Annotated in this window: 17 protein-coding genes and 1 pseudogene; 17 read left to right on the forward strand and 1 reads right to left on the reverse strand. The window is 67.0% G+C overall.

What is annotated here, in order from left to right; translation table 11 throughout:
- Positions 1-55: 55 nt before the first annotated feature.
- From GKO32_RS40735 to GKO32_RS00035, 7 genes and pseudogenes are all read left to right on the forward strand, one after another.
- A pseudogene (locus GKO32_RS40735) lies at positions 56-901 on the forward strand (AMP-binding protein); the annotation flags it as partial.
- A gap of 189 nt (positions 902-1,090) precedes the next feature.
- The gene (locus tag GKO32_RS40740; RefSeq protein ID WP_446680214.1) at positions 1,091-1,399 is read left to right on the forward strand and encodes a hypothetical protein; all 309 of its coding nucleotides are present in this window, start codon (positions 1,091-1,093) and stop codon (positions 1,397-1,399) included.
- Positions 1,396-2,274, forward strand: coding sequence for an acyl-CoA desaturase (locus GKO32_RS00015; RefSeq protein WP_154754650.1), 879 nt, complete (start codon positions 1,396-1,398; stop codon positions 2,272-2,274). Before GKO32_RS40740 ends, GKO32_RS00015 begins: the two co-directional genes overlap by 4 nt.
- Complete coding sequence (locus GKO32_RS00020) at positions 2,271-3,212, forward strand: acyl-CoA desaturase (protein WP_154754651.1); 942 nt, start codon at positions 2,271-2,273, stop codon at positions 3,210-3,212. Before GKO32_RS00015 ends, GKO32_RS00020 begins: the two co-directional genes overlap by 4 nt.
- A 2-nt stretch (positions 3,213-3,214) precedes the next feature.
- Positions 3,215-3,505 (forward strand): acyl carrier protein, encoded by a 291-nt coding sequence (locus GKO32_RS00025; protein WP_154754652.1) that lies wholly within the window; start codon positions 3,215-3,217, stop codon positions 3,503-3,505.
- The gene (locus tag GKO32_RS00030) at positions 3,492-4,565 is read left to right on the forward strand and encodes a fatty acid desaturase (protein WP_154754653.1); all 1,074 of its coding nucleotides are present in this window, start codon (positions 3,492-3,494) and stop codon (positions 4,563-4,565) included. The genes GKO32_RS00025 and GKO32_RS00030 overlap by 14 nt, the downstream gene beginning before the upstream one ends.
- Positions 4,562-5,773, forward strand: a complete 1,212-nt coding sequence (locus tag GKO32_RS00035) for a cytochrome P450 (protein ID WP_154754654.1) — start codon at positions 4,562-4,564, stop codon at positions 5,771-5,773. Before GKO32_RS00030 ends, GKO32_RS00035 begins: the two co-directional genes overlap by 4 nt.
- Before the next feature lie 9 nt (positions 5,774-5,782).
- On the opposite strand, the gene asnB is transcribed toward GKO32_RS00035, so the two are convergent.
- The gene (gene asnB / locus GKO32_RS00040) at positions 5,783-7,612 is read right to left on the reverse strand and encodes an asparagine synthase (glutamine-hydrolyzing) (RefSeq protein WP_154754655.1); all 1,830 of its coding nucleotides are present in this window, start codon (positions 7,610-7,612) and stop codon (positions 5,783-5,785) included.
- An 11-nt stretch (positions 7,613-7,623) separates the two neighbouring features.
- Here asnB and GKO32_RS00045 point away from each other — a divergent pair, with 11 nt between their 5' ends.
- From GKO32_RS00045 to GKO32_RS00090, 10 genes are all read left to right on the forward strand, one after another.
- Positions 7,624-7,782, forward strand: a complete 159-nt coding sequence (locus tag GKO32_RS00045) for a hypothetical protein (protein WP_154754656.1) — start codon at positions 7,624-7,626, stop codon at positions 7,780-7,782.
- 194 nt (positions 7,783-7,976) lie between these two features.
- A complete protein-coding gene (locus GKO32_RS00050; RefSeq protein WP_312867363.1) occupies positions 7,977-8,441 on the forward strand; it encodes a DUF488 domain-containing protein in 465 nt (154 codons plus the stop codon).
- Between the two features lie 136 nt (positions 8,442-8,577).
- Positions 8,578-8,922 carry a hypothetical protein gene (locus GKO32_RS00055; RefSeq protein WP_154754658.1) on the forward strand — a complete coding sequence of 115 codons (345 nt, stop codon included), beginning with the start codon at positions 8,578-8,580 and terminating at the stop codon, positions 8,920-8,922.
- Entirely contained in the window at positions 8,907-9,200 is a 294-nt protein-coding gene (locus tag GKO32_RS00060) for a site-specific integrase (RefSeq protein WP_154754659.1), read from the forward strand. Before GKO32_RS00055 ends, GKO32_RS00060 begins: the two co-directional genes overlap by 16 nt.
- Entirely contained in the window at positions 9,154-9,483 is a 330-nt protein-coding gene (locus GKO32_RS00065) for a site-specific integrase (RefSeq protein ID WP_154754660.1), read from the forward strand. The genes GKO32_RS00060 and GKO32_RS00065 overlap by 47 nt, the downstream gene beginning before the upstream one ends.
- A gap of 153 nt (positions 9,484-9,636) precedes the next feature.
- Positions 9,637-10,188, forward strand: a complete 552-nt coding sequence (locus GKO32_RS38285; protein WP_208024217.1) for a CGNR zinc finger domain-containing protein — start codon at positions 9,637-9,639, stop codon at positions 10,186-10,188.
- Between the two features lie 191 nt (positions 10,189-10,379).
- Complete coding sequence (locus tag GKO32_RS00075; RefSeq protein WP_154754662.1) at positions 10,380-11,651, forward strand: SidA/IucD/PvdA family monooxygenase; 1,272 nt, start codon at positions 10,380-10,382, stop codon at positions 11,649-11,651.
- Between the two features lie 36 nt (positions 11,652-11,687).
- The gene (locus GKO32_RS00080; RefSeq protein WP_154754663.1) at positions 11,688-12,965 is read left to right on the forward strand and encodes a cytochrome P450; all 1,278 of its coding nucleotides are present in this window, start codon (positions 11,688-11,690) and stop codon (positions 12,963-12,965) included.
- Positions 12,962-14,113, forward strand: a complete 1,152-nt coding sequence (locus tag GKO32_RS00085; RefSeq protein WP_166459286.1) for an NAD(P)/FAD-dependent oxidoreductase — start codon at positions 12,962-12,964, stop codon at positions 14,111-14,113. The genes GKO32_RS00080 and GKO32_RS00085 overlap by 4 nt, the downstream gene beginning before the upstream one ends.
- A gap of 6 nt (positions 14,114-14,119) precedes the next feature.
- A complete protein-coding gene (locus tag GKO32_RS00090) occupies positions 14,120-15,370 on the forward strand; it encodes an aspartate aminotransferase family protein (RefSeq protein ID WP_154754664.1) in 1,251 nt (416 codons plus the stop codon).
- Positions 15,371-15,402 lie beyond the last annotated feature (32 nt).

A 15,402-nucleotide genomic window follows, 5' to 3' on the forward strand; every position in this document is an offset into this window, starting at 1 on the left:
TGCGGGGCTTTCGGGCGGGCGGGTTGCGCTTGCGGTGCGGCCGGGACTCGATTACGTGGCGGGTCTGTTCGGCGTCATGCACGCGGGCGCCACCGTCGTGCCGACTTTTCCGCCGTCGGGCAGGCGAGCGGCGGAGCGGCTCGCGGCGATCTTGCGTGGCAGCTCCCCGCACGCCGTGATGGTGGGCGGCGGTCAGAAACGGGAGCGCGTACCAGCTGGGCTGCTGGTGCTGGAGATCAGCACCGCCGGTCCCGGTGAAGAGTTCGATTGCGTCCCGGCTGATCCTGCCCTACTGCAGTACACGTCCGGCTCCACTGCCGATCCCAAGGGGATCATGCTTACGCACGACAACCTGATGAGTAACTGCGCGGCGTTGACCGCCCATATCGGACACGAATCCGACCGTGTCGGATTGACGTGGCTGCCGCCTTATCACGACATGGGACTCATCGGCACCCTCTTGTTCGCGCTGCACGGTGGCTGGCCGTTGGTGATGATGGATCCCGAGCATTTCGTACAGGCACCGGTCCGGTGGCTGCGCGCGGCCGCCGAGTTCGGTGCGACGATCACGGTGGCCCCGGCATTCGCGCTCGAGCTGTGCACAAAGTCCATTTCGGACGATGAGCTCGCCTGAATCGATCTGTCCAAAATCCGGCAGCTGTTCTGCGGCTCCGAGCCGATTCAACCGAACGTCGTTGACGAGTTCGTCACGCGGTTCGAACCCTTCGGCCTGTCTTCCACCGCATTGATCCCGTGCTATGGCTTGGCTGAAGCGACCCTGTTCGTCGCCGGGAAACGGGCCGGTCGGCAGGTCCGTGTCGACGGTGGCGTCGTCAGCTGTGGTGTGCCCGCGGCCGGGCACGAGGTCCGCATCGTCGATCCTGAGTCCGGAAACCCTTGTCCGGACGGGGAAGTCGGCGAAATCCAAGTCCGCGGGCCGAACGTGGCCGCCGGATATTTCCACGATTCCGAGGCCACCGAAGCCGCGTTCCGCGCAGGGCCGCACCGAGACGCATTGCGAACCGGTGACCTCGGCTGCCTTCGTGACGGCGAACTGTTCGTGACCGGCAGGATCAGCGGCCTGATCGTGGTGGCCGGACGCAACCTGCATCCCCAGGACGTCGAAGCGACCGCGAACACCTGTCATCCGGCCGTCTTCCGTTCGGTGGCGTTCAGCGTGCCCGGCGCCTCGGGCGAGGACCTCGTGGTCGTCGCGGAACGGCGCGTCACCACTGGACTCGCCGACGCGCGCGCAGCAATCACCGCTGCGGTCACCGCGGCGCACGGAGTACGTCCCCGCGACGTCGAGTTCGTCGGGATCGGCCGCATCCCCAGGACTACCAGCGGAAAACTCCGCAGAGCCGAAGCGCGGCGCCGCTATCTCGAGGCAGCTGGATGAGAATTCTGCGGGTGTCCGCCTACGTCACGGTGATCGCCTCGACACTGGGCTTCGTCGGGGCCGTCATTTTTTCCAGCCGTTACGGACTCACCGGCATCGACATGGCACTGTTCGCCGTGATGTATCTGCTGACTTCCTTCGGCGTCGAGGGCGGCCTGCACCGCTTCTTCACCCACAAGTCCTATTCCGCCGGGCCGGGGATGACCGTCCTGCTCGGCATAGCCGGCAGCATGGCGGCGCAAGGGCCGATCCTGTTCTGGACCTCGGTGCACCGCCGCCACCACGCCTTCGCCGACCGTGACGGCGACCCACACTCGCCCCGCCCCGTCGGTCATGGCAGTTTCGCCCGGCTGAAGGGTATCTGGCACGGTCACCTGGGCTGGTTGTTCACTGTGGACCCCACGTCCTGGCGATGGCACCGGCTCGTGCCGGAACTGCTGCGCGACCGTACAGTGGTCCGGCTGAACCGGCTCTATCCGGTGTGGGTACTGGCTGGCCTCGCCGTTCCCGCGCTGGCGGGATTGTTGCTCGACGGGAGCCCGCGAGGAGCTCTCGGCGGGTTCCTCTGGGGAGGCCTCGCCCGGATATTCGCGCTCCACCACGTCACGTGGTCGGTCAACTCCTTCGGCCACCTAGTCGGCAACCGTCCACACCGGACACGGGATCGCAGCCATAACATCGCTTCGCTGGCCACGATCACGGTCGGCGGTTCCTGGCACAACAATCACCACGCCCAGCCCGCACTGGCACACAACCGGCAAGGTTTCTGGCAGTTCGACCTCACCGGCGAGATCATCCGGCTGCTCGAGCGCGCAGGCCTGGTCCACGACGTGCGCTACCCCGGGCGTTCCGTCCCGAAAGGAGTGACACGATGAGGACGCTGGACCGCGGCATCGTTCGGCTGGACCCGAACAGCCTGCGAGTGAAGCGTTTTTCGGCACTGACGACGATGGTCCTGCCGCTGCTGGGCACGATCATGGCGGGGTACTTGCTGGTGACCCACCGCTTCACCACCGCGGACATCTACCTGTTCACCGGGATGTACTGCCTCCACATCGCCGGGGTCACCATCGGGCTGCACCGCTACGTGACCCACCGGTCTTTCAAGACTTCCCGCTGGATGCAGGACATCCTCATGGTGGCCGGGGGAATGGCCGCGCAGGGGCCGCTGCTGTTCTGGGTGGCCACCCATCGTCGCCACCACCGCTTCGCCGACCACGAAGGCGATCCGCACTCACCCAACCTGCACGGCGCCGGCTGGCGGCAGCGGCTGCGCGGCCTCTGGTACGCCCACATGCCGTGGATGCTGAGCGATGAATCGACCCGGTGGAGTGTCTTCGCCCCTGACATTCTGCGCGACCGCCATCTGGTCGCACATCACCGCTTCTACCCTTACTGGGTGCTGGCCGGCCTCGCGCTGCCGGCGCTGATCGGGTTTGCCGCCGGCGGCACGCTGTGGACCGCGTTCACCGGCCTGATCTTCGGTGGCTTCGCCCGGATCTTCGCAGCGAACCAGGCATCGTGGTGCGTCGGCTCCATCTGCCACGCCTTCGGCCGCCGCCCGTTCACCAACAACGACCGGAGCACGAATCTTTGGTGGGTGGCGGTACTCACCTTCGGCGAGGGGCTGCAGAACAACCACCACGCCTTCCCCCGCTCCTACCGGCACGCCGTGCACTGGTGGGAGCCCGACGTGAGTGGATGGATCATCGCCGTGCTGGGGAGAGCAGGACTCGTGTGGGGCTTGCGCAGCCCGAGTCCGGTACTCGTGTCGAAACGGTTGAAGACAAGGGAAACCATGGGAAAGGACTGAGCATGTTCCGGCGGCGAATCAAGGTTCTTGACGGCCCGGTGAGCACCGATCGTCTCCGGGAGTGGCTGGTCGGGCAGCTGTCCGAATACCTGGACATCCCGGCCTCGGAGGTCGACCCGGACAAGGATTTCGAGTCGTACGGTCTCGATTCCCGTGCGGGTATGCAGATTTCGGGCAAGCTGGAAAAGCTGCTCGAACGCCGGCTGTCACCGGCGGTCCTCTATGAACACAGTTCGATCAACGCACTGGCGGACCACCTGGTGGCGAGCGGAACCGACGATGACCCGAGCTGACCGAGCGAATCCGGCCTTGGCCGAGTTCCTGGAGAAGTCTCGCCGCCTGGAAGGAAAACGGCTCACCGAGTCCATCCCCAAGGAGTACTTCGAGCCCCGGGTCGGCAGGGGACTGGTGGGCTTCCTGCTCAGTGTGGGCATCTACGGCGGGTCGGTAGCCGGTGTCCTGCTCGCACCGCACTGGCTCCTGTGGATTCCCTTGTGGATCACCGCGGGTCTCGGCGGCTGGGGGTTGCATTGCATCGCGCACGACTGCGGCCACGGCTCCTTCTCCCGCTCGCGCGGGCTCAATGTGCTCGTTGGCAGTGTCGCGCTGATGCCCCTGCTGTATCCGTTCCACTCCTGGCGGCACGTGCACAACATGCACCATGCGCACACCAACAACATCGAACTCGATACCGACTGGCGCCCGCTGCCACCGCATCTGTACGACCGGCTGTCCCCACTGGGCAAGGTCGTCTATGCCGGTACCCGGACCTGGGCGTTCTGGGGTGGCACCATTCGCTACTGGTGGGTTTCCGGCTTCCGCCCCGGCTTCTTCCCGAAGGCTTCGATGCGCCGCGAAGTCCGGCGCTCGATCGCGTTCACCGTCGTGGCCGGCGTGGCACACCTGAGCATGCTGGTGGCGGTCGCGGGTCCGGAGGCGTTGCTCACCGGGTTCCTCGCGCCGTGGCTGGCCGGACATCTGTGGTTCAGCGCCACCACACTCATGCACCACAGCGCGAGTGATCTGCCCTTCCTCGACTCACGTCAGTGGACCCGGAACGCGGGCAGGTTGCTGATGACCACCGACTATACCTACCCGGCACCGCTGCGCCTGCTGACGCACAACATCTCGATCCACACGCCACACCACGTGGCACCGGCAATCCCGTTCTACAACCTGCCCCAAGCCCAAGCGGCGCTCAAACAAGCACATCCCGGCATGGTCCGTGAGCACAAGCTCACCCCGGCCGCCCTCTGGGACATCCTCAGGAATTTGCACCTGCACGACGCCGAGCATGGTGGCTTCTATCAGGACTTCGGCCGCAGACCGGTACCGCCGAGGGAGACGACATGACCACGACCCAGAACGCGATCGGACCCAGCGAAGCACTGGGCACACTGTTCACGCCCTCGGGCAAACGAAATCCCTATCCGCTCTACGAAGCACTCAGGGAACTGGGTCCCGTGGTCAAGCTCGGGCCGAAACTCGTGTTCGCGCAGGGACACGACGCCTGCACGGACGCGCTGCGCGAGCCGGGACTGCTGGTCACCGACGCGTCCGTGCACAGCAAGACCGGGATGCTCGAACATTCCTCGTGGCAGTGCTTCACGAAGATCATGATGTTCAGCAATGGCACCGACCACGACCGTCTGCGGACTTTCTCCCGCTGGGCCTACAATCCCCAGAGCATCACCGGGCTGAGGTCGACGATCGAAGACAAGGCCACGGGGCTGGCGCAGCGCTTGACCGCCTGGGCGGGTGACCCCGTCGACCTGGTGGAGGAGTTCAGCTCACGGCTCACGCTGGCCGTGACCGGCGAGCTCTACGGCATCCCGTTGTCCGACCAGCTGATGCTGCGCTCCGCCATAGCGAACACGACCACCGCGTTCGAACCGGTCTTCGACCTCTCGGAGCTGGCTGACGGAGACGCCGGAATGGACGTCCTGGTCGACTACATGGCCGGACTGGCGGACAGCCGTCGCCGCGAACCCCGCGACGACGTCGCCACCAGGATGGTCCACGAGGCGGACGCGACCGGGACGGTCACCAGCGACGAGCTGGTGGCGGGGCTGGTCATGTTCCTCATCGCGGGTGTGCAGAGTCCCAGCGATCTCATCGCGGGCACGATCCGGATGGCGCTGCTGAAACCCGCGGAGTGGCAGGCTGCCGACGCGGAAGCCTTCGTGACCGAAGTACTGCGCTTCGATGCCCCGAGCCAGGTTCTCACCAGGGTCGCCGGATGCGACGTCGTCCTCGCCGGCGTGCCGGTCGCCGAAGGTGCCCGGGTGATGTTGCTGCTGGCCGCCGCCAATCGCGATCCGTCCCGTTACGACGAACCAGACGTCTTCCGACCCCACCGGAGCCCGAACCGGCCGCTGTCGTTCGGTTTCGGCATGCACTATTGCCTCGGCGCCCAACTCGCTCGCATGCAGGCCGAGATCGGGCTCACCACCCTCGCCCACCACTTTCCCCACATGACACTCGAAGACGAGCCTCGCTATCGCGACCAGCTCGTTCAGCGCGGCCTTGCGCGGCTGCCCGTCCGGCTGCGGCCACGCTGATCCGACGGCTCAGCCGAACTGCAGTTCCGGCGAGTACCGGTCGAACCAGTAGTGCAGGTCCAGTATCCGGTCGAGGCCGATGCGCTGGGTCGCCGACATCGTGGCAGGGTCCAATTCGGACAACCGTTCGGCCCATCCGCGGTCCATCAGGGAAAACACCGGAGCGTCCGGTTCGGCCAGGATCTCCTTTGTCTGCTGCTGCAGGGCAGCCGCGTAGCCCGGGTCCTGAGTGGACGGATACACACTCTTGACCCGGTCCCGAACCGAAGGTGGCAGCACATGTTCGGTGGCGCGTCGTAGCAGGCTCTTTTCCCTGCCGTCGAACGTTTTCAGGGCCCACGGGGTGTTGTAGACGTACTCCACGAGCCGGTGGTCGCAGAACGGGACGCGTACCTCGAGCCCGACGGCCATCGATGCCCGGTCCTTCCGGTCCAGCAGTATCCGGACGAACCGGGTCAGGTGGAGGTGGCAGATCGTGCGCATTTTCCGGTCTTGTTCGCTCTCCCCGTCGAGGTGATCGACTTGAGCGATGGCGGTCCGGTACTGGTCGCCGATGTAGCCGGGCAGGTCCAGTGTCGCGCGAACGTCCGCACGGAGAGACGGGGCCCAATCACTGGTGAGGCTCATCCGGCCGAGCCAGGGAAAGGTCGGCGAGTCGACCACCGCGTCGTCGTGGAACCAGCGGTACCCGCCGAACACCTCGTCCGCCGATTCGCCGGACAGGGCCACGGTCGAGTGCTGTCGGACCGCCTTGAACAACAGGTACAACGAGGTGTCGAAGTCACCGAGCCCAGCCGGCATATCCCGTGCCGCGAGCACCTTGAGCCGGACTTCCGGGTCACTCAACTCGGCGGGGTTGAGCACGATGTCCCGATGCTCGGAGCCGACCAGTCCGGCGACATCGCGGATGAACGGCGAGTCCGGCGTGTCCCGTACCTCGTCCGCACGGAAGTTCTCCTCCTGGCTGAAGAAGTCGACCGAGAAGGTCCGCAGCCGCTCACCCCGTTCAGCCAGTCGCGCCGCGGCGAGACCCGTGATCGCACTCGAGTCGAGCCCGCCGGAGAGCAGGACGCAGCGGGGTACGTCGGCGATCAGCTGCCGGTGCACAATGTCGGTCATCAGCTCGCGTACCTTGCCGACGGTGGTCTCCTGGTCGTCGAGGTGCCGGGCCGCGTCGAGTTGCCAGTACGTCCGCCGGCGAATCCCGGACCGGTCCACGGTCACGAGGGTGGCCGGCTCGACTTCGTACATGCCTTTCCACAGCGCCCAGCCCGGGGCTTTCGTCTGTGCCATCAGTTCGCGCAGGCCATCGGCATCGACCACCTTGCGTGCCAACGGATTCGCCAGGATCGCCTTCGGCTCCGAGCCGAACAGCACGCCATCGCTGGTGGGGTAGTAGTAGAACGGTTTGATGCCCATGCGGTCGCGGATCATGACGAGCTTATCCTCGCGCTCGTCCCAGATCGCGAAGGCGTACATGCCGTTGAGGTGATCGACAACCGCGTCGCCCCATTCGAGATACCCGTGCAGCACGACCTCGGTGTCGCTGTCGGTCGCAAACCGGTGGCCCCGTTGGGAAAGCTCCGCCCGCAGCTCAGTGAAGTTGTACACCTCACCGCTGTAGACCATGGCGGCGAGCCCGGTCTCGGCCATCGGCTGCCTGCCGCCGGGCAGGTCGATGATGGCGAGACGGCGGTGGCCCAGCGCCACATCTGGCCGGATCCAGCTGCCGGAGTCGTCGGGGCCGCGGCACGCCATCGTCCCGGTCATCGCGTCGATGACCTCCCGGTGCTGTGTCAGGTCCCGGTCGAAGGAGAGCCATCCTGCAATTCCGCACATCTCTACCTCCTATGGCGACCTCACCGGATCCGAAAACGACGGTCAATGCCCCGAAGAACAACCTGCCCGATCACCCTCGGATGCGTGGTCCACTGGGCGCTCTGCGCCGTTTCGTCTCGGTGACCGGCGGGGACGTAACGCTCGACCGGGTCATTGTCAGCTGGGCGTAACGGCTGCTTTCCACGGGCCTTTTCCGGGGGCCGGGTGAGAAAAGGGGCGGCGTTGGCGAAAGTGAGCCGCGCCGGAGCATCTGGATACGAATGGCGAACCCTGTCGCCGATCCGTCGCTGTGCAGTGATTTCCCATTAACACAACAAAACCCGGCCGCTCCCGCTAGGCAGTGCGACAGATGACCCACGGACTTGTGTCGGTCGGCTACGAGGGCAGGACAATCGAGGACACGGTCACTGCATTGATGGCGATGGGGGTGCACACGGTCGCGGACGTGCGGCTCAACGCCATCAGCAGGAAGCCCGGATTTTCGAAGTCACGGCTCCGCGAGGCGCTGGCAGCGGCGGGGATCGAGTACCGGCACCTGCGCAGCCTGGGCAACCCTAAGGACAACCGCACGCCGTTCTGGTCAGGACAGGTCGAGGAAGGTCGACGCGTGTTCAAGGGTGCGCTGGATAATGAGGCGGCGGTCGACTCCCTTCGCGAACTCGCCGAGCTGGCGTCGGATCGCGTTGTCGCCGTGCTGTGTTTCGAGGCCGATCAGGCGATGTGTCATCGACAGGTCGTCATCGACGAAGTGGTGGCCCGCGGCCAATGCCCGTGGCGACGCCGGCGGGTCAGGATACCTTTGCGGGCCAGTAGACGCCCAGAATGCTGAAGGTGTGGTGCGGCTTGGCCTGGTTGTCTGGCGCCGCCCTGTGCCGTTTCCGATCCGCGCTCTTCGGTGGTAGGTCGAGACTTGCCGGGTGGAGGATCGGGAGTGCCTCAAAGCCAGGCTATGGATGGTGATCACTATGACGACGTCGACGGGTGTGTTCAAGCGGTGCAGTTGCCGGGACGCGGCACGGGTCGAGTTGCCGGCCATGGCTGATGGTCGTCGGCGGCAGTTGCGCCGCGGTGGTTTCCGGTCGCAGCGGGCACGCGACTACCTGCGTAACCCCGCCACGGCCGATCCGGCGCCGGCGACGGTGAGTACCGCGCAGTGGCTCCAGCTGTGGTTGGACACCCGGCTGGGTCCGAGGCAGTCGACGTTGTACACCTACCGGCGGCACATGCGGCATTACCTGGTCCCCTATCTCGGGGGAACGTTGTTGCGGAGCTCACCGATGCACGGGTGCAGGCGATGTTCACCACTCTGATCCGCACCCAGGGCGTGGCGGGCCATCCGCTGAGCGCCGGAACTTTGCGGCGGATCCAGGCGACGTTGCGGGCGGCGTTGAACGCGGCGGTGCGGCGGGGTCTGATCGATCGCAACCCCGCCCGTTACGTCGAGCTCCCGCCGGGCCGTCGACCGCACCCTGTGGTGTGGACGCCACCGCGGATCGCGCAATGGCGGGCGACGTTGCGAGCGGTCCGCAGTGGCGGTGTGGATGGCCGCGCAGACCGCCACCTTCCTCCGCGGTATCCGCGAGCCTGACCGCTATCCGCTGTTCCGCCTGGTCGCCCTGCTGGGCTTGTGGCGTGGCGAGGTGGTTGGGCTGCGGTGGAGCGATGTCGATCTGGAGGCCGGGTATCTGACGGTGTCGCACCAGGCCCGGCAGTACGGGTCCGAGGTGGAGATCGGCAAGCCCGAGAGCGAGGCCAGCAATCGCGTCATCGCGCTCGACCACGTCACCCTCACCGTGCTGCGCCGCTATCGCGACCGCTGCCGCAGCCCGCCCTCCAGCGAGCCGGTGGGATATCGGTTCGCGGGTGGCTGAGGCGAGCCGGTGCGTCCCGACTCGGTGACCCACATGTTCCGGCGGCTCAACGAGGCGTCCGGCCTACCCCCGATCCGGCACCACGACCTGCGTCACGGTGCGGCCAGCCGTGAAAATTTCGGGTTAGGGTTGAGTGCGATGTCACGTCAACACATGCCCGCCGAAACCGGGCTGGTGCGCGCCTTCGTCAACACGCTCGATTTGCGGGTTTTCACGCGGCATGGCGAGCCTCACGAGCAGCTCGACGCACTTGACACGCCGGCTGCCCTGACTCGTTGGCTGCACGGCCAGGATCTCATCGCGGACGCGGATCACGCCGACCTTGCTGACTTCCGCCTTGCCCACACGCTGCGGGCCGCGCTGCGCGCCGCGGTGGGTGAAGCGGGGGACGTATCCCCGTCGAGCCGGCCGCTCCAGTGGCCCGCGTGCGTGACCATACAGCCTGGTGGGCCTCCCGCCTTGATGCCGACCGGCTTCGGGGTCGAGGCGGGGCTCGGACGCATCGCAGTGGCCGCGGCCGGGGCCGTCGCCGACGGGACCTGGCTGCGCCTGAAGATGTGCGATGCACCCGACTGCCGATGGATCTTCTACGACCGGAGCAAACCGGGACGCGCCCGCTGGTGTGAGCCCGCGTTGTGCGGCAATCGGATGAAAACTCGCGCCTACCGGGAACGGCGGCGCGAGGCCGGCTCCAACCCGCGATGACCCATGCGGCGGTCCGGCACTCCACCATCGGATGACCGACATCGGCCCGAAGGATCGAGCGGGATCGCCTCGATGACCGGAAGACGTCGGTCTTCTCGCTTTCCTAGAGTGTGAATGACACACGATACGGTGCCCGACCACGCCGGCGACATTCTCCGGCGGACACTGCTCACCATTTGACGGGAGGTGACATGGCCGACTATGACGCCGATGTCATCGGCATCGGCTTCGGGCCATCGAACATTGCCCTTGCAATCGCTCTCGAAGAACTGTATCCGGACACGAAAGCACTATTCCTGGAAATTCGCGGAAACCCCGGCTGGCAGGCCGGCATGCTACTATCCGGCTCCGACATTCAGCACAATCCGATACGTGACCTGGTGACCCTGCGCAACCCGCGCAGCCGGTTCTCCTTCATAAACTACCTGCACGAGGAGAACCGCCTCGTCCCGTTCCTGAATCTGGGCCTGCCCTTCCCGCTGCGCAAGGACTATGCCCGGTACGTGTCCTGGGCCGCCGCGCAGTTCCCCGACCGTGTCCAGTACGGGGCGACGGTGACCGCGGTGCGCGTCATCGGAGATCTCGCGGAGGTGGAGCTGGCCAGTGGGCAACGGCTGCGGGCCCGGTCCGTGGTGGTCGCTCCCGGCCGCCCGCCAAACATCCCCGCCCCGTTCCGGGGCACCGCAGACCCTCGGATCTTCCATTACACCCGATTCCTCGATTACCTCACGGAATTCGAGGGGAACCCCGCGCCCCGGATCGCCGTTGTCGGCGGCAGCCAGGCCGCGGCGGAATTGGTTCTGGACATTTCCGCGCGTTTTCCGGAAGGGCATGTGCACAATGTCGTCCGCGGATTTGGTTACCGACAGAAGGACCTCAGCCCATTCCACGGCGAGGTGTATTTTCCCGAATTCGTCGACTACTACTACAGTTCCTCGGACGAGACCAAGCACGATCTCGACCGTCAGCTGCGCTACACCAACTACTCGGCCGCCGACCTGGACGTGCTGGATGCCCTCAACGCCCGGCTGTACGAGCAGGGCCTCGACGGCCACGACCAGATCGAACTGCACCGCAACACCGAAGTGGCCAGGGTCCGGCCGGGCCCGGCCGGCGTCACCCTGGCGCTGACCCAACGCCACCGGGGGACCACCACCGAGATCACCGTGGACGCAGTGGCGCTGGCGACCGGTTTCACCGACCTGACCGACGAGCACGGGAGCCACTTCCTCCCACAAATGCTGGAACCGATCCGGCCCCGCGTCGACCGCACCCCGTCCGGCCGCGCGTCGATCGGCCGGGACTACCGCGTGCTGGCTGCCCCGGCCGACTCCCTGCCGCCGATCCACCTCAACGGCGTCTGCGAGACCACGCACGGCCTCGGTGACGCGGGCTCGTTCAGCCTTGTCTCCCTGCGCGCCGCGGCCATCGCTGACAGCCTCAGCAAATCCCTTGCCGCCTGATCCCGACGGTCCTCCAGCGCGAAAGGCCCCTTTGTCATGCCCGTTGACAGCCGGGACACGCCCGGCCTGCGGCAAGAACCCGCCCAGCAGTACGACCTGCTGAGCCCCGACATCCTCGCCGACCCCTACCCGATATACGACCTCCTGCGCGCCACCGACCCGGTGCACTTCGACGAGCGCCTCGACTCCTGGCTGCTGCTGCGCTATGACGACGTGCTGGACGCCCTCAGCAGCCCTGAGCGGTTCTCCTCCGACCGCACCGCGGCCTACCTGGGGCATCTTCAGGGGGCCGACGCCGAGCGGTTCCGGCAGTTCGCCGACATCCGCAGCCGAATGCTCATCTACAACGATCCACCGCGCCACACCCGGCTGCGCCGCCCGGTGCGCCGCGGGATGAGCGTCCGCCTGGTCAACGGGTTGCGCCCGCGGATTCGGGAGGTCGTGCACGAACTGATCGACGCCGTGATCGAGGACGGCCGCGCAGACGGGATCGACGACCTCGGCGCCCGCATCCCGGTCGTCGTCAACTCGGATCTGATCGGCATCCCCGCCGCCGACCGGGAAAAAGTCAAGGGGTGGACGGCCGATTTCGTCGCGGCCATCAACGCCGGTGGCGCCAACGTGCCGACCGCCGATCTGGAGCGGGGACAGAACGCCGTCCTCGCCATGCGCGAGTACTTCCTGGACCTCGGCGCGGCGCGGCGCGCGGAGCCTCGAGAGGACATGCTCACCGCACTGGTCCGCCGCGACGAGGACGCACTCGGCGACGACGACCTGGTCGCCACCTGCATCGTCACGCTGTTCGCCGGGCTGGAGACCGGGCTGAACCTGATCGGCAACGGGCTGCTGGCCCTGCTGCGCCATCCCGAGCAGGTGGCACTGCTCGCCGAGCGCCCGGACCTGGTGCCCGGCGCCGTGGAGGAGTTCCTGCGTTACGACGGACCCCTGCACCTCGTCGGCCGGCTGGCCACCGAGGACATCACCCTGCGGCGACAAACCATCAAAAAGGGCGACAAGGTCCTGGTCATGCTGGGTGCGGCGAACCACGACCCGGAGGTTTTCCCGGCCCCGCACGAGCTCGACATCCGGCGCGGGGAAAACAAGCACGTCGCGTTCAGCCACGGCATCCATTACTGCCCGGGAGCCGAACTCTCACGCATCGAAGGCGAAATCGCGTTCGAGGCCATCCTGGGACGCCTGTCCGGCCTGCGGCAAGCGGACGGGCCGCTGGAGTGGCAGCCCAATCTGTCGTTCCGCGGCCTGCGGCACCTGCCACTGGAATTCACTCCCGCTCCGCGAAAAGGACCCCGGTGACGCGGACCGTGGACGTCGCCGTGCTCGGCGGCGGGGTGGTGGGCGCGAGCATCGCCCACCACCTCGCCGGAGCCGGCGTAAGCGTGGCGCTCGTGGAACGGAGCAGCGGCACGCATAGGTCCGCGACCTCGAACACCGCCGGGCAGATACGGTTGCACCACAGCGACCCGGCGGACGCCCAGCTGGCCGCACTCTCCTTCGGCACCTTCGAAAACTGGGGCGAAAAGATCGGCGGTGACGCCGGTTTCCGCCGCACCGGTTTCGCTTTCCTGGTCGGCGAGCGGCACACGGATATCTTGCGGGACAACGTCAAGGTACTCACCGATCTAGGCGTCGAGGCCATTGTGCTGACTCCGGCGGAGTTCGCGGACCGGCATCCGGGGCTGAACCTCGACGGCGTCGCCGCCGTCGCCTACGAGCCGCGCAGCGGCTACGCCGACCCGCATCGGACCAGGACCGCTTTCCTCGACCAGGCCCGGGGTGTCACTGTTCTCACCAGCCGGTCCGGCGGTCGGCTGCTGTGGTCCGGACAACGAGTGTCCGGAGTGGACACCGGGGCCGAGAGGGTTGCGGCGGGTGAGGTGGTACTCGCGGCCGGGGCCTGGTCCGGCGCGCTGCTCGGGGAGTTCGCACCACCGCTGCGCACCAAGCGAGTCGGGCTGATCGTCGCGGATGCCGGGGACCTCCCGGCCCGCGAACACCTGCCGATGGTCATCGACGACCTCACCGGTACCTATTTCCGCCCCGCCTTCGACCATTCCGTGCTGTTCGGGGTACCGCTCGAGGGCTGGGACACCGAACCGGATGACGCGAACGATCCGCCCGAGCGGGATCGGGAAGCGGCGGCCCGGGCCCGCATCGACCGCCGTCTGCCGGGGCTCGCGCGGGCTCCGCGCACGTCGGCCGCCGCGGCGGCCGACGGGTACACGCCCGACGGGCGGGCCCTCATCGGCCGTCTCTTCGCCGGGCTCTACCTGGCCACGGGATTCAACGGCGGGGGCTTCAAAGTGGCGCCGTCGGTGGGCAGGGCGGTCGCCGCCGAACTGACCGGGGCCGGAGACCAGCCCGAACTCGTTCCCTACCGCCCCGACCGGTTCGCCGCCGGACGCGAGCCCGTCGCTCCGATTCCGCGCTACGCCACCATGTGAGGCTTGATGACCACGACCACATCACCCGAGGACATCTCGGTCTTCGAAGAACACGAATCCGAGGTCCGGCTCTACAGCCGGGTGTTCCCGGTCGTTTTCCGCCGGGGACGAGGAGCCTGGCTGTACAGCGAGGACGGCAGGGAATTCCTCGACTTCTTCTGCGGGGCGAGCGCGCTCAACTACGGTCACAACCCGCCCGCCCTCAAAAGGCGCTTGCGGTCTTATCTGGATGAGGACGGTCTCATTCATGGCCTGGATCTCTACACCACCGCCAAGCGCGACTTCCTCTCCGCGCTCCGGCGCTTCGCGCTGGAGCCGCACGGGCTGGCACACAAGGTGCAGTTCACCGGCCCCACCGGCACCGACGCCGTGGAAGCGGCGCTGAAGCTGGCCCGCAAGGCGACCGGGCGGCGCACCGTGGTCGCCTTCACCGGCGCTTTCCACGGCATGTCCCGCGGCTCCTTGTCGGTCACCGGCAGCCGCCGGGCCCGCGCCGCCGGCGGGGTGGAGCTGCAGGACGTCGTGTTCGTCCCGTACGAGGACGGGCCTGGCGGACCGTTCGACTCGATCGGCTATCTGGACCGCCTGCTGGCCGATCCGGCCGGAGGCGTCGAAATCCCGGCGGCGGTCATCGTCGAGCCGGTCCAAGTGGACGGCGGCGTGTATCCGGCCTCCGCGGAGTGGTTGCGCCGGCTGCGGGAATTCACCGAACGCCTGGATATCCTCCTGATCTTCGACGACATCCAGGCGGGCATCGGCAGAACGGGAGGGTTCTTCAGTTTCTCCCATTCCGGTGTCGTCCCCGACCTGATCACGCTTTCCAAATCGCTCAGTGGATATGGGCTTCCGTTGTCGGTGTTGCTGATCGCGCCCGGTATCGACGTGTGGGCCGCGGGCGAGCACACCGGCACCTTCCGGGGCAACCAGCTGGCCTTCGTGACCGGCGCCGGGGCGCTCGAGGAGTGGGCCCAGCCCGAGTTCACCCGCAGGCTGGCGGCCAACTGCGAGATCCTCCAAACCAGACTGCGCCGGCTCGGCGAGGTGACCATACGAGGCCGCGGCATGCTCGCCGGCATCGAGGTGGCGGACTCGGCCCGTGCCGCGCGGATCCAGCGCTACTGCTTCGACAACGGCCTGATCGTGGAGCTATGTGGCCGCGGCGACCGGGTCGTGAAACTGATGCCTCCGCTGACGATCGACCCCGGCGACCTGAGCCGGGGAATTGCCGTGGTGGAGGCGGCCGTGGCGAATGCCTGACGCCGATCGGTCCGACGATCCGACAAGGAGCC

Source organism: Amycolatopsis pithecellobii (genome assembly GCF_009707865.1).
GTDB classification, from domain to species: domain Bacteria; phylum Actinomycetota; class Actinomycetes; order Mycobacteriales; family Pseudonocardiaceae; genus Amycolatopsis_E; species Amycolatopsis_E pithecellobii.

Bases quoted from the DNA above. Each gene is read 5' to 3' on its own strand.
- GKO32_RS00045 (WP_154754656.1), top strand. From the start codon at position 7,624: ATGGCGACCTCACCGGATCCGAAAACGACGGTCAATGCCCCGAAGAAC.
- GKO32_RS00075 (WP_154754662.1), top strand. From the start codon at position 10,380: ATGGCCGACTATGACGCCGATGTCATCGGCATCGGCTTCGGGCCATCG.
- GKO32_RS00020 (WP_154754651.1), top strand. From the start codon at position 2,271: ATGAGGACGCTGGACCGCGGCATCGTTCGGCTGGACCCGAACAGCCTG.
- GKO32_RS00090 (WP_154754664.1), top strand. From the start codon at position 14,120: ATGACCACGACCACATCACCCGAGGACATCTCGGTCTTCGAAGAACAC.
- GKO32_RS00015 (WP_154754650.1), top strand. From the start codon at position 1,396: ATGAGAATTCTGCGGGTGTCCGCCTACGTCACGGTGATCGCCTCGACA.
- GKO32_RS00065 (WP_154754660.1), top strand. From the start codon at position 9,154: ATGGCCGCGCAGACCGCCACCTTCCTCCGCGGTATCCGCGAGCCTGAC.
- GKO32_RS00055 (WP_154754658.1), top strand. From the start codon at position 8,578: ATGACGACGTCGACGGGTGTGTTCAAGCGGTGCAGTTGCCGGGACGCG.
- GKO32_RS00030 (WP_154754653.1), top strand. From the start codon at position 3,492: ATGACCCGAGCTGACCGAGCGAATCCGGCCTTGGCCGAGTTCCTGGAG.
- GKO32_RS00060 (WP_154754659.1), top strand. From the start codon at position 8,907: ATGTTCACCACTCTGATCCGCACCCAGGGCGTGGCGGGCCATCCGCTG.
- GKO32_RS38285 (WP_208024217.1), top strand. From the start codon at position 9,637: ATGCCCGCCGAAACCGGGCTGGTGCGCGCCTTCGTCAACACGCTCGAT.
- GKO32_RS00080 (WP_154754663.1), top strand. From the start codon at position 11,688: ATGCCCGTTGACAGCCGGGACACGCCCGGCCTGCGGCAAGAACCCGCC.
- GKO32_RS00035 (WP_154754654.1), top strand. From the start codon at position 4,562: ATGACCACGACCCAGAACGCGATCGGACCCAGCGAAGCACTGGGCACA.
- asnB (WP_154754655.1), bottom strand. From the start codon at position 7,612: ATGTGCGGAATTGCAGGATGGCTCTCCTTCGACCGGGACCTGACACAG.
- GKO32_RS00025 (WP_154754652.1), top strand. From the start codon at position 3,215: ATGTTCCGGCGGCGAATCAAGGTTCTTGACGGCCCGGTGAGCACCGAT.